General features: G+C 36.7%; 11 protein-coding genes. 7 read left to right on the top strand and 4 right to left on the bottom strand.

Going from position 1 to position 14,416, the window contains the following annotated elements; genetic code table 11:
• The first annotated feature begins 314 nt into the window (after positions 1-314).
• Positions 315-2,759: a sensor domain-containing protein gene (locus MKY29_RS01950; RefSeq protein ID WP_269915593.1), complete on the top strand. Its 2,445-nt coding sequence runs from the start codon at positions 315-317 to the stop codon at positions 2,757-2,759.
• 152 nt (positions 2,760-2,911) lie between these two features.
• Here MKY29_RS01950 and MKY29_RS01955 read toward each other — a convergent pair whose 3' ends face one another.
• The 3 genes from MKY29_RS01955 to MKY29_RS01965 form a co-directional block, all read right to left on the bottom strand.
• On the bottom strand, positions 2,912-3,085 hold the full coding sequence (locus MKY29_RS01955; protein ID WP_241597570.1) for a hypothetical protein: 174 nt from the start codon (positions 3,083-3,085) through the stop codon (positions 2,912-2,914).
• 90 nt (positions 3,086-3,175) lie between these two features.
• Complete coding sequence (locus MKY29_RS01960) at positions 3,176-4,795, bottom strand: glycoside hydrolase family 43 protein (protein ID WP_093493402.1); 1,620 nt, start codon at positions 4,793-4,795, stop codon at positions 3,176-3,178.
• Between the two features lie 206 nt (positions 4,796-5,001).
• Positions 5,002-6,201: an ROK family protein gene (locus tag MKY29_RS01965; protein ID WP_340878835.1), complete on the bottom strand. Its 1,200-nt coding sequence runs from the start codon at positions 6,199-6,201 to the stop codon at positions 5,002-5,004.
• Positions 6,202-6,365: 164 nt separating this feature from the next.
• Between MKY29_RS01965 and MKY29_RS01970 the strand changes: the two genes are divergently transcribed.
• From MKY29_RS01970 to MKY29_RS01980, 3 genes are all read left to right on the top strand, one after another.
• Positions 6,366-7,658, top strand: coding sequence for an extracellular solute-binding protein (locus tag MKY29_RS01970; RefSeq protein ID WP_241597563.1), 1,293 nt, complete (start codon positions 6,366-6,368; stop codon positions 7,656-7,658).
• A 197-nt stretch (positions 7,659-7,855) separates the two neighbouring features.
• Positions 7,856-8,734 carry a carbohydrate ABC transporter permease gene (locus MKY29_RS01975; protein ID WP_090565012.1) on the top strand — a complete coding sequence of 293 codons (879 nt, stop codon included), beginning with the start codon at positions 7,856-7,858 and terminating at the stop codon, positions 8,732-8,734.
• 12 nt (positions 8,735-8,746) lie between these two features.
• A complete protein-coding gene (locus MKY29_RS01980) occupies positions 8,747-9,568 on the top strand; it encodes a carbohydrate ABC transporter permease (RefSeq protein ID WP_090565010.1) in 822 nt (273 codons plus the stop codon).
• Between the two features lie 102 nt (positions 9,569-9,670).
• On the opposite strand, the gene MKY29_RS01985 is transcribed toward MKY29_RS01980, so the two are convergent.
• Positions 9,671-10,309 (bottom strand): YesL family protein, encoded by a 639-nt coding sequence (locus MKY29_RS01985; RefSeq protein WP_093493408.1) that lies wholly within the window; start codon positions 10,307-10,309, stop codon positions 9,671-9,673.
• 177 nt (positions 10,310-10,486) lie between these two features.
• Between MKY29_RS01985 and xylA the strand changes: the two genes are divergently transcribed.
• From xylA to MKY29_RS02000, 3 genes are all read left to right on the top strand, one after another.
• Complete coding sequence (gene xylA, locus MKY29_RS01990) at positions 10,487-11,809, top strand: xylose isomerase (protein ID WP_340878836.1); 1,323 nt, start codon at positions 10,487-10,489, stop codon at positions 11,807-11,809.
• A 30-nt stretch (positions 11,810-11,839) separates the two neighbouring features.
• On the top strand, positions 11,840-13,339 hold the full coding sequence (xylB, locus tag MKY29_RS01995) for a xylulokinase (protein WP_340878837.1): 1,500 nt from the start codon (positions 11,840-11,842) through the stop codon (positions 13,337-13,339).
• A 63-nt stretch (positions 13,340-13,402) separates the two neighbouring features.
• On the top strand, positions 13,403-14,386 hold the full coding sequence (locus tag MKY29_RS02000; RefSeq protein ID WP_340878838.1) for an aldo/keto reductase: 984 nt from the start codon (positions 13,403-13,405) through the stop codon (positions 14,384-14,386).
• The last annotated feature ends 30 nt before the right edge of the window (positions 14,387-14,416 follow it).

Consider the following 14,416-nt stretch of genomic DNA (forward strand, 5'->3'; position numbering starts at 1 on the left):
TATAAATTCGCTCCATTCCTTTTGAGGTATGGGGCGTTTTTGTGTTTGAAGCACTTATTTCTCTAATAGGTGAGAGTCCTTCAAAGGTTTACTAAAGTTCTAGGTGAGGGTATTTAGTTACAATAATAAGTTTTTGGTAATTCATCGTCACTATTTATAGGTATTATGAATTATTTTTGCGAATGTATAAGTTAAAAAATAAGTCTAAGTACTTATATTCGTGTTGTAATGCATGCTCTTGGTTGTTATAATCTTCTTAAGTATGTATTACAAAAGACTTGTTATTAAGAGTAACTAAAAGCGAGGTGACTATGATGGAAATCTACTATAATGAGAGTTCTACTTTAAATTCAAAGTTTAGCAAAAGTGATTTTGTTCGATTTATTGAGAACTTTCCTGAACCAATATGTATATTAACCTTAAAAGAAAGGCAGTATCCAGATCATTTTATATATGCAAACGAGGCTGCTGTGAAATTAACAGGTATGGAAAAAGAAGAAATCTGTTTATATAACTGGAACGACATGTTTGGAGTTCCTAGTGATTCGGACTTCGAAGCTTTGAAGAGTGAACATTCTTCAAAGCTGCATAAGGCTGACTCTTCGCCATTAAAGAAAAACTTGGAAGGTAGAGCATTAAAAGTATCAGGGCATGCAATTGAGCTTGAAGATGGGAATCGATACTTAATTTTAACTATTATTGATGTAACTGAACATCAAGATACACGAAATAAGTTAAAAAAATCGACGAGAGAGTTTGAATCACTGTTTTATCATAACCCTGATATAGTATTTACCATTAATCCCGAGGGAATTTTCACAAACTCAAATGCAACAGGATTAAAGATTTTAAAATATTCGTATGATGAAATCACTAGTATGAGCTTTCGAAATTTGATTGTACCTGAAGACCTCGATGTTACAAATGATTACTTTTTTGAAGTATTGAAAGGAAATACAGCAGAGTTTAAAATCTCGGTCGTCAATAGAGAAGGTTCAGTTTTTAATATTGATATAACAGCAGTTCCTACTATACTGGATGGTGAAGTAGTAGAGGTTATTTGTGTCGCTCGTGATATTACTGAACAAATACGAATAGAAAACCTCCTAAAGGAAAGTGAACAGAGGTATAGGGCATTATTTGAGCACAACATTGATCCTGTTATTACCTTTGACTTAGAAGGCAATTTTCTAGTCGTAAATGATGCTACAGAGAAAATTTTGGGTGTTCCCTCTGAAGAATTGATTGGAAAGCCTTTCCTTCCCTTCATTGATAAAAACAAGCAAATGGAGACAATAGCTAATTTTCAAAAGGTTCAAAGTGGACGTCCACATCAATATGAGACCTCTTTGCATAATCATAAAGGTGAACATGTTTTGTTACACATTACAGTAATCCCTGTGTTCATCGAAAGTAAACTCTCTGCTGTTCATTGTATTGGGAAAGACATAACAAACATAAAGCGTAATGAGGATAAGGCAAACTTTATGGCATATCATGATATGCTAACTGGACTAGGGAATCAACGCTTGTTCCAGAAGGATCTGCGAAGTGTGATTGAGACTCAAACCTCAGAAAAACATAACTCCGCAGTTTTAATGATCGACCTTGACCGCTTTAAGTTTATCAACGACTATCTTGGACATGAAATGGGAGATGCTTTATTACAACAAGTATCGGAGCGATTAGTGAAAATAATGGGCCATGATGGTACAGTTTATAGATACGCAGGAGATGAATTTACTATTATTATGCAAAATATTAATGAAAGTAAAGTCCTTCTAAAAGCTCAGTCGTTAATATCAGAAATAGGAAAACACTTCGATCTTGACGGTTTTGAAGCGATTCTAACTGCGAGCATAGGTATAAGTTTGTTTCCAAAACATGCCACAGATATTAAAGGATTAATGAGGGCTTCTGATCACGCAATGTATTACGCCAAGCGACAGGGGCGCAACAATTATCAAATGTACAATGCCCAAATAGAAGGTCTTTCAAAGACAGACCTTCACATGGAGACACTATTACATAAAGCACTGGATAAACAAGAGTTTGTACTTTTCTACCAGCCTCAATACGATGCGGTCACACATGAAGTTTCAGGCATTGAAGCTTTGTTGCGTTGGAATAGTAAAGATTTGGGAATGGTTTCACCTGCTGACTTTATTCCACTTGCCGAGGAAACGGGTATGATTGTACCGATTGGTGAATGGGTTATACGAGAAGCATGCAGCCAGAATAAGGAATGGCAGAGACAAGGTTTGCCGCCAGTACCCGTATCGGTCAACCTTTCTTTACGACAGTTTTATCAAACCGATCTGGTAGAGAAGGTTGGATTGATTCTAAAAGAAACTAAACTTGACCCAAAGTATTTGGAACTTGAGATTACGGAAACGATTGCGATGCAGCCTGATATTGCTATTCATGTGCTAAATGAGTTGAAAGCAATCGGTGTACTGATAGCGATGGATGACTTTGGTACAGGATATAGTTCATTGAACTACTTACGTCGTTTTCCTATTGATCACCTCAAAATTGACAAAGCCTTCGTGCAAGGTATTCAACAGGATGAAGAAGACCGCAGTATAATCGCAACAATTATTGCACTTGGTCATAACTTAAACATGCCGGTCATTGCTGAAGGGGTAGAAACAGAAGAACAGGCAAATTTATTAAAAAGTTATAAATGCGATATGTTCCAAGGATATTTATATAGCCGTCCATTGCCTGCAGAAATGATTCCGGCTAAGTTCAAATAGGTTATCAGTTACAGCAAGGCAGATAGTGCAACTGAAAAACAGCGCATTTAGCGGAAGTATTACAATATGTATTAAGTCATTTTAAGGTTGATTCAATAGTAGATTAAAAAAGGACACAACTAAGCGTTGTGTCCTTTTTTTGCATCTTTCAATTAGTAAGATCTATCCCTCTCACTCATATCACGTCGATTTGGAGACATTGAACCTTGCTTTGGTGTTAAATAACCAAGCTCGGCTAACTCTAGAGAAATCTCTTCTTTCTTACTAGTTGGTCGTTTCGCCATAGAACCTCTTTTGTTAGCTCCTATATGAGTACCATTTTTCATAAGAAAACCCCTCTCGACGATTTTTGATGCTTATTTAATATGGCTTGAAATACTGAAAAAATGCGTAACTATGATATAAATAAAGATTATTTAGTTGAATAAATCCAATTCTTTATAGATAAAGTAATCAAAATCTGCTGGGAGACTTTGACCCGATGTATCCTGACATTGCATTCCTACAAATGCTCCTGTAAAGAAGCCACCGCCTTGAATATAATCATCGGATAATTTATGTGAAGCAAGTTTAATAGGAATTAATGTCCAATTCTCCCCATCAAATGAATAAGAATATTCGTAAATAGAAGTCTGAACATCCACTTTTAGGTAAACATATTCATGTTCCTTTGGAATAATGATCTCTTTGCCTTTTAACGGTTGGTCATAGGTAAAGTTATCACATGTAGTTAGTTCTAAAATTCTTCCCTTTTCCTCATTCCAGGAAATCTGAAGTGCTGTCCAGTTTTCTGTATTATAGTAGTTAACTAATCCAGCAGATTGCTGAAAAGTATTCGGATTAAAGGCCACTTTTGTTTCTGCTGTGAAGTTGAAATGCTGCCAGCGTCTTGCTATAAATGCTTGTGTGAACTTTGAAGTAAGCGATTCTTTCCCGTATAGTCGCAAATGACCAGGATTGTCTTTTAGTGAAACTATATGTTCGTCAAGCGGGATACGCAGTGATTGGAAATGATTATTTAATCGTTTCCCGTTAAAATCATCCTTCTCTTCGAAATCCTTTTCCCAAACCACTTCCTCGATTGCAGGTCCTTCAATTTCAAGGGAAGGTCCGTTCCCATTAACAACATATGGCCAGTCATTTTTCCATTCTATTCTTTGGATAGCAGTCTCTCTTCCAAGTGGACAATATCCTCGTGGATCCAGTAAAGGTTGGTTTTCTTTTGGTAGTGGACGACCGGTTAAGTGTACTAAAAACCATTCATTGGTATGGGTTTGGACGATAGAAGCATGTCCCGATTTTTGCAATGGATTTCTCGGATAGGGAAATGAAGTTATTAAAGGATTATCCGGATGCACCTCGTACGGTCCCTCTAAATTTTTGGATCGTGCAATAGTTGCTGCATGGTCGTATTTTGTACCACCTTCAGCAGTTAACAAATAATAATAGCCATTAATTTTGTAAAGGTGAGGAGCTTCCACTAATTTAATATCTGTTCCTTTAAAGATAATAGTAGATTTCCCGACTAATTTTTGCTGTTCCACATCATATTCCTGAAGTGCAATACCATAAAAATTATGATGATGGAGACGATGATCCCATTTCATATTCACTAAGTACTTTTTACCCGATTCATCATGATATAAGGATGGATCAAAACCAGAGCTGTTTAAATAGATAGGCTCAGACCATTCTCCATCGATGGTGTCGCAAGTGACCAGGTAATTATGGCAATCTTTCCATTGTCCCTCTGTCACTTTTACATCCGTGAATATTAACCAAAACTGCCCTTCACTGTAGGACAACGCAGGTGCCCAAACCCCACCAGAGTTAGGGTTTCCCATCATGTTCAATTGACTAATACGATTAAGAGGGCGAGAAATTAAACGCCAGTTTTTTAAATCCTTGGAATGATAAATACCAACACCAGGGAACCATTCAAAAGTAGAAACGGCAATATAATAATCTTCTCCAACTCTGCAAATACTTGGATCTGGGTTAAAGCCAGGTAATATTGGATTTCGTATAGTTGTCAACTGTCATCATCCTTTGCATCTAGTTTTTCCATTTCAAGCCTATTTAGTAGCGTAACAATACATGATGAATCTAAACTTCATAGTATTATTTTTATTCCTAATAATTCCCAAAATAGAATTTTTTTCAATATAACAATACATATAACACTAGAATAAAAAAATTAGCAAGTCTAAATTTTTTGATAGTTAAACAGAAAAAAATTTTTTTATTCCTGGGCAGTGTTGTTTTGCTGAATACTGACACTCAAAAAGTTTTCGATGGAAAAAGCAGCAACCCCTAATGCAGTTGATCTTGTCGATAGCTCAGAAAAATCGATTTGTAAATCATTTTGTTGAAACCATAATGCTTGTTTTGCGACTCTTTTATTTAACGGTTCCTTTAGCCATTTTTCAGAGGAGGCTAATCTATTACCGATAATGACTTGCTGAGGATTAAAGATGTTAATAATATTATTAATACCAATACCTAAGTAGTCTCCAGTTTGTTCAAATAATGCAATGACCTCATCATTTCCGTGCTCAGCAAGTGTTACTAAGCCCTCTAAATCCTGCATATCTGATGGAATATCCAACTTTTCTGCCTGTCTAGTGAGTGCTTGCTCCGAAGCATATAACTCCCAGCACCCTTCATTTCCACAGCGGCATTTAGCGCCCTCTGCTTGAATCGTCATATGACCTAGTTCACCTGAAAAGCCATTGGATCCTTTGTACAAAGAACCATTAAGTATTAGACCAACTCCAATACCAATTCCAGCACTCACGTAGATAACATTTTCAAAGTCTTTTCCGGCACCGAAATTTTTTTCACCGTATGCACCTGCATTGGCTTCATTTTCTATAATGATTGGAACGTTATATCTTTCTTCAAGAACTTCTTTCAGGTTTATATTACGCCAGTTTAAATTAGGAGCTAACAGAATGTTATCATCCTTATCCACAATACCTGGTACCCCAACACCAATTCCAATAACTCCGTGTGGGCATTCAGGTGTGGACTTAAGAAGGTATTCTATTGTTTCAAATAACTTAGTCTCAATCTCTTCATAAGATAAATTCTTAAATGTTATTTGCTTCTCTGTGTGAATATTTCCGTTAAGGTCTGTGAGCACTCCGAGTAAATAGTTAACTCCTAAATCTATTCCGATAGAGTAGCCTGCGTTTTCATTGAACAGTAACATAACTGGTCTTCTACCGCCGCTAGATTCACCTGGACCGGATTCATAGATAAGATGTTCCTCAAGTAAATCATTTACCAAAGAAGACACAGTTCCTTTATTTAATCCAACTTGGCTTGCAACAGAGGCTCTGGAGATAGGGGAGTTGTATTTTATTTTATCTAGAACTAGCGATTTGTTCCCTTTTTTTACAACATGATGATTCCATGTTTGGTTGGCGCTTAGTTTCATCCTTCTTCAGCTCTTTCTATCTTTTTTCATCATTCTATCATATAAACGAAGAATAAAAAAACTTTGTTTATCCACTAGACTAACATAGTTTTATTTGCTACAATGAAACCGCATACAATATTCAGAATATTGTTGTAAAAATAATTGGGGTGGGGGAAATAAGAATGAAAATCAACAAAATGATTAAAGTTCTATTATTTGCTTCTGTATTTTATTTATTGGCAGGCTGTTCAGATTCAAGTGAATCATCATCAAGTTCAAGTGGAGACAAAGAAATAAAGTTTATGCATTTATGGCCAGAAGGAAGCTCCAAGCAGCATTACGATGTTGTAAATGAAATAATAGCGGATTATGAAAAAGAACATGAAGGGGTTAAAGTGGATCTCGAAGTGTTAAGTAACGAACAATATAAAGATAAACTGAGAGTTTTATCGACATCTAAAGAACTTCCTGATGTAGGAATGACTTGGGCAGCAGGTTTCTTAGAGCCTTATGTTGGTGGTAACATGTTCGCCCCATTAGACGATGTTATTGGAGATCAACTAAGTGATAGCTTTGTACCGGGAACTGCAGAAGCATATGCATTAGATGGTAAGACATACGGTTTACCATTAGAGTTGAACATTGTAACTCTTTACTATAATAAAGCGATGTTTGATGAACAAGGTTTAGAAGCACCAAAAACTTTTGAAGAATTAGAGAATGTAATAAAAGTATTCAAAGAAGATGGAATTGATCCAATTGCATTAGGAAATAAAGATGCTTGGACAGGATCACTTTGGTATATGTATCTAGCGGACCGCCTTGGTGGGGCTGAAGTTCTAAATAAGGCAATCGATCGCTCAGGTTCTTTCGAAGATCCTGCATTAGTAGAAGCAGCGCAAAAGGTTCAAGACCTTGTAGATATGGGTGCATTTGTTAATGGATTTAACGGATTAGCAGATGAGGAAGCAAAAAGTATGTTCATGAGTGAGCAAGTGCCAATGTATCTAATCGCAACTTGGGATTTGCCAAACTATACAACGAATGAAACTGTACCGCAGGAATTTAGAGACTCCGTTGAATACCTGAAGTTCCCTACAGTAGGTGGTAACGGGGATATGAATAGTTTTGTTGGTGGTCCTGGAGTTGGACTATTCGTAGCTGAGGATTCTAAAGTAAAAGAAGAAGCGAAAGATTTTGCAGCGTACTTTGTTAAGCAATGGGGAGAAAAAGCAGTTACACAAGCTGGCGTAATCCCTGCTACTAAAGTGGATGCTGATTCATTAGATCTTCCGGAAATGTATATTGATATTTTAAATGAATTAAATGAAGCAAGTAATATTACGCTATTTGCGGATGTTCAAATGAGTCCAGATGTAGCACAAGTACATTTAGACTCGATTCAAGCTCTATTTGGAAAAGAAATGACTCCTGAAGAATTTGCAAAAGCACATGAGGATGCCCTTTCAAAATAGAATGAACGAGTCAATTTCATAATTTACTTATTATAAAGTAGACTTCGTTGATTGAAGCCGTGCCTACGGAAAGCGTCCGTCTGAAGTGGAAACCGACATTATTCAGACTTTGGATTAAAAAGAAATTTCTAAAAACGAGGGTTATCCTGCCTAGTTGGATAGCCCTTCTCTACCTGGTAAGGAAGGAGTTGACTGTTTTGAACAAGGTAATGTCTAACAAACTGTTAATAGCTTTATATATTTCTCCTGCACTGTTGCTAGTTCTGGTGTTAGTATTCATTCCGCTAATTCTATCAGGGTATTATGGCTTAATGGAGTGGGATGGAATAGGGGATAAAACATTCATTGGATTAGAGAATTATATAAATGGTCTGCAAGATATGAAGTTTTGGAGTAGTGCCTATCATTCGTTTTTACTGGCGATATTCTCAACACTGAGTTTAGGCATTTATTTGACCATATCTTTCATCTTGGCATCCAAGATAAAAGGATCGGATTTATTGAGAAAGATATATTTAATACCGATGCTATTGTCCTCTGTTGCGATTGCACAGCTTTGGATTAAAGTGTATAACCCATCGAATGGTATTTTAAATGTGTTTCTTAAACAAATAGGAGTGGAAAATCCTCCTGCTTGGTTGGCAGATCCATCTTTAGTTTTATTTGCAATTTTCATCCCAATTTTGTGGCAATATGCGGGATTTTATATTTTGATTTACTATGCTGCATTAAAGAATATTCCGGAGTCATTAATCGAAGCGGCGAGAATCGATGGTGCTTCAGCATTCCAAATTGCTACGAAGATTAAGTTGCCTTTGATCAAGGAAGTAGTAAGTGTGACGGTCGTCCTAGCAATAGTTGGATCGTTAAAATATTTTGATTTAATATATGTGATGACTTCTGGTGGACCGAATGGTGCAAGTGAAGTAATGGCATCCTATATGTATAAGTTAGCATTTTCCAGCTATAACTTTGGGTACGGAAGTGCAATTGGATTCCTGCTTTTAATCATTACATTAATCGTAACCTTTATCGTTCGTAAATTAACTACACCAAAAGAGAGAATAGAATATTAAGGAGGTTTGTATATGAAGCGTGTAGGCTACTTTTTTCTATATTTTAGTCTATTGGTTGTAGCATTGTTTCAAATCGTCCCGCTAATATGGTTATTCATCTTCTCATTAAAAGATAATCGAGAAATATTTGCGGGTTCACCATTTGCATTACCTTCGGAGTTTAGATGGGAAAACTATCTAAAAGTGTGGGATGGAGGTATAGGGGTTTACTTCTTTAATAGTGTTTGGATCACGGCACTAGCGATAGTGTTAACCGTACTTTTTGCCAGTATGGCAACATTTGCGATAACTCGAATGAGATGGAAGTTAAGTGGGGCAGTTCTTAGCCTGTTCATCATAGGGCTTATGATTCCTATCCATTCAGCACTAATTCCTCTATACAGTATGTTTTTAAGTGTAAATTTAATAGATAATCCGCTGGGAGTTGTTATTACATATACAGCCTATAATCTACCAATTACGATGATGATTTTGCTTGGTTTCTATTACACGCTACCGAGGGAAATAGAGGAAGCGGCCGTTATAGATGGTTGCTCAGTGAATCGAATGTTTTTCCAAGTTATTCTACCTATGACAGTGCCAGTAATGTCAACTACTGTAGTCATTAATATGATTTATAACTGGAATGAGTTTGTGTTCGTTAATACATTTATAAGCTCTGAGAAATACAAAACATTAACAGTAGGTATCCAAAATTTCATCGGTCAATATATGACGGATTGGGGTGCAATAGGGGCAACTCTTATCATAAGTGTACTACCAATCATTATTGCTTTTATCTTCTTTAGCAATAAAGTAGTGGAAGGTATTTCTGCAAGTGCTGTAAAAGGGTAAGAAGAAAAATCATGTGCCTATGTAAGCCCTGAATCCTAAAGAGACTTGAAGGGCTAGGCACAGGAATTAGACAACAAGAAAATAGCTTCACGCTATGGGAAATTATATTTCATTGCTCATTTTTAATGCTTCTTGCTTTTCGCTGACTTTCTGAAATGCATGTAAACTAAACCTCATCGATATAAAAGCGTATACACTTCCGCCAAATATGAATCCGATTGCAGGGAGAAGGCTTATTAAGTAGAAAAACGGTAATAGGCTTAGGAAAATTAGTAGAGTTGTAATTGGATTTATAAGCATGATAAAAAATGAATTTTTGATAACTTGTCCTAACTTTAAGTTGAAGTGTACAAAAGAAGGAAAAAGATAAAATAGGAACATGATGAATATTAACATAAAAGAAAACAATGGCAGGTAAGTCCAAGTTAACAAATTGCTATCAGTAGATTGTATGTAAAAAAGATCCAATACTATTATAACTGTAATTAGCGTGACTATGACTCCTAACAAGTTGCTTTTAACGAATTCATCTCGGTAACATTTCCAAAAGGTGCTAAACAATGGTATATCTGTTTCACCTTTCAACCATTCTCTCACTATGGCAAACATCGAAATAGTTGAAGGGAAAAACCCGAAAATCACACCGCCGAGTATCGTAAATAAAATCCATAGCAAGTTTAAATAGGCAAATTTCGTAATCCATTCGGCAATATTATATATAAAACTACTTGTTGCATTCATAGAGAACCGTCCTTTGTTATCAATTTATTTGCAAGAGTTTAATAATTATTAATAGCATACACTTTTTATTTACAATAATACAACTTTGTTCGTATGATTAACAAACTAATTAAACAATCTAATTTCACACAAAAACCGTTGGTGATTAGTGTAGATAAAATTCAGGAGGTAAAAATAATGGTCTATTTCCAAAATGTCGAGAAAGTTAAATTTGAAGGTGCAACTTCTAAAAATCCTTATGCGTTTAAATTTTATAATCCAGAAGAGAAAATTGGCGGTAAAACGATGGAAGAAATTTTAAGGTACGCTGTTTCTTACTGGCATACGTTTACGATGGATGGATCGGACCCTTTCGGAGCAGGAAGTATGAACCGCCCTTGGGATAAATTTAGTGGGTTGGATTTAGCAAAAGCGCGAGTAGAGGCATCGTTTGAGTTTTATGAAAAGATGGATGTCCCGTTCTTCTGCTTCCATGATATCGATATTGCACCGGAAGGAAGTAATCTTAAAGAAAGTAATCATAACTTAGACGTGATTGTTAGCATGATAAAGGATTATATGAAAAATAGTAAAGCAAAATTGCTTTGGAATACGGCGAATAACTTTACGCACCCTCGCTTTGTTCATGGCGCAGCAACTTCAAGTAATGCAGATGTTTTTGCATACTCTGCTGCTAAAGTGAAAAAAGGATTAGAAATTGGTAAGGAGCTTGGCGCACAAAATTACGTTTTCTGGGGTGGACGCGAAGGCTATGATACTTTACTAAATACAAATATGAAACTAGAGTTGGATAACTTATCTCGCTTTTATCATATGGCTGTAGACTATGCTAAAGAAATTGAATTTGATGCACAATTCTTAATCGAACCAAAACCCAAAGAACCTTCTACTCACCAATATGATTATGATGTTGCAACTGCCCATGCATTTTTACAAAGCTACGGCTTAGAAAATTCATTTAAATTTAATATCGAAGCAAACCATGCAACACTTGCTGGTCACACATTTGAGCATGAGCTACATTATGCTCGTATTAATAAAATGTTAGGTTCCGTTGATGCGAACCAAGGTAACCCACTTTTAGGCTGGGATACAGATGAGTTCCCAACAGATCTATGGACTACAACTCTTGCAATGTATGAAATTTTGCAAAACGGTGGACTAGGCAGGGGAGGTTTAAACTTTGATGCGAAAGTTAGAAGAGCATCATTTGAACCGGAGGATCTATTCCATGCACATATTGCTGGAATGGATGCTTTTGCAGTAGGTTTGCGAGTTGCACAAAACTTGATAGATGATAAAGTGCTTGAAAATGTTGTAGATGAACGCTACAAAACGTATGAAGTAGGTATCGGACTAGATATTGTTGAAGGCAAAACAGATTTCCATAAGCTAGAGGCGTATGCTTTGGGACTTCAAGATATTAAACAGACTTCTGGACGTTTGGAGCAAATCAAGGCGACAATCAATCAGTATTTATTGCAATCATTTAGTAAATAATTTGAATGCATTTGGTAGGAGAGCTGAGCTATGAAATATGTTATTGGTGTAGATTTAGGAACGAGCGCTGTGAAAATATTGCTAGTTAATAAAAATGGGGAAGTTGTTCGAAGTGTATCTAAATCCTATCCTTTAATACAGGAGAAAACGGGCTATAGTGAACAAAACCCCGAGCACTGGGTGGACCAAACGCTATTGGGATTAAAAGAACTGTTGAAGGATTTTGAAGGCGATGTAGCGAATATTGAAGGGATGAGTTTTTCAGGACAAATGCATGGCATTGTTCTATTAGATAAGAAAAATGATGTTTTACGTCCTGCAATTCTCTGGAATGATACACGCACTACAGCTCAGTGTCAGCAAATTTATGATGTGATAGGTGAGGATAGACTGCTTGAAATAACAAAAAATCCTGCTTTAGAGGGTTTTACATTACCCAAAATATTATGGGTCAAAGAACATGAACCACAAATATTTGAGCAGGCAAAGACATTTGTACTCCCGAAGGACTATTTACGATACAGGCTCACAGGCCAGCTTCATATGGAGTATTCGGACGCTGCAGGAACACTTCTATTGGATGTTAGTAGGAAAGAATGGAGCACACCTATATGTGCGTCATTGGATATCGAACCTAGTCTGTGTCCACCATTGTTAAATTCGCATGACGAAGTTGGTACTATTTCTTTAAGTGTTGCACAAGCTACCGGTCTTTCAGCAACAACTCGTGTGTTTGCAGGTGGTGCGGATAATGCTTGTGGTGCAATTGGCTCAGGAATTTTAGAGGATGGAAAAACACTTTGTAGCATAGGAACATCTGGTGTTGTACTATCGTATGAAGCAAACCCGGATAAGGATTTTGAGGGGAAGGTTCATTATTTTAATCACGCAGCATCAGAATCCTTTTACACAATGGGTGTAACACTTGCCGCAGGTCATAGTTTGACTTGGTTTAAAGAGGTTTTTGCAAGTGAAGAGTCGTTCCAGGAATTATTATCTGAGGTAGGGAATGTTCCGATAGGGTCACATGGGTTGCTGTTTACCCCTTATCTAGTAGGTGAGAGAACCCCGCATGCAGATGCAATTATTCGTGCTAGTTTCATCGGAATGGATAGTTCGCATCAGCGTAAAGACTTTGTTCGTGCTGTTTTAGAGGGAATAACATTCTCCTTGCATGAATCTATTGAAATTTTTCGGAAAAATGGAAAGTTGATAGATACAATTGTATCTATTGGCGGCGGTGCACAAAATGATGATTGGCTTCAAATGCAAGCAGACATTTTCGATGCAAAAATTGTTCGATTAACTAGCGAACAGGGACCAGGAATGGGAGCAGCGATGCTGGCGGCTTATGGATGTCAATGGTTTGATTCATTAAAAGGTTGTGCAGATGAGTTTTTAAAGGAAGATAAACAGTTTAATCCTATTGAAGCAAATGTAGAAAAGTATAAGAAGTTATTTCCTATTTATCAAGAAGTCTACAGTCAAACGAAGAGTCTAAATAAAGTACTTTTGGAATTCCGTAAGTAAGGATGATGAAGAGTCTCAACTATATAGTTGAGGCTCTTATTTACAAAAGGGAGGAGTAGTAAGATGAATTATCGTCAAATTGGTAGTACGGATTTACAGGTAAGTGAGCTAAGCTTTGGTACTTGGGCAATAGGTGGAGCATGGGGAAAAACAAATGACGAGGAATCGTTAAAAGCACTAGATTATGCAATTGGTAACGGGGTAAACTTTTTCGATACTGCGGATGTATATGGTGATGGGCATAGCGAAGAGCTTTTAGCTAAAGCAACACAAGGAAAGCATGCAGATATCCATATTGCTACGAAATTTTGTAGAGCAGCTGATGTGCATGATCCTCATACATATTCCATGGGAAGTGTAACTAAATACTGTGAGGATAGCTTAAGACGACTTGGGAGAGAGCAAATTGATTTGTTTCAAATTCACTGTCCACCTCTAGAAATTTTAAAGGAGGGTCAAGTATTTGATGTACTTGATCGTTTAAAGGAGCAAGGGAAAATTCGCTATTACGGTGTCAGTGTAGAAACAGTTGAGGAAGGATTACTATGTTTGGAGCAGCCTAATGTTCGTAGCCTTCAAGTAATTTTCAACATCTTCCGACAAAAGCCGTTGGATGAGTTATTCCCTAAAGCAAAGGAAAAAGGTGTTGGGATTCTTGCGCGAGTTCCACTTGCTAGTGGACTGCTGACTGGAAAATTTAATGTAGATAGCAAGTTTGAATCAGACGATCATCGTAACTTTAACCAAAGTGGAGAAGCGTTTAATGTTGGTGAAACCTTTGCGGGACTAGGATTAGAAAAAGGTGTGGAATTAGCAGGAAAGCTAAAATGGATCGCGGAAGGTAGAGATAATATGACCCGCGCTGCATTGAAGTGGATATTGGAGCATGATGAAATTTCATGTGTCATACCAGGCTTTAAAACAGTTGCTCAAGTAAAGGATAACTTGCAAGCGGTGAATGTAAGTTCATATACAGCAGAAGAAATGCTGAAACTAGCTAAATTTTATAAAGAAGAAGTCCACAGGGAAATTAAAGGAGATTATTAGTAACTTTCTGTGTGAATGAAACGAGTTATT

It is taken from the genome of Psychrobacillus sp. FSL K6-2365, assembly GCF_038003165.1.
GTDB classification, from domain to species: domain Bacteria; phylum Bacillota; class Bacilli; order Bacillales_A; family Planococcaceae; genus Psychrobacillus; species Psychrobacillus psychrodurans.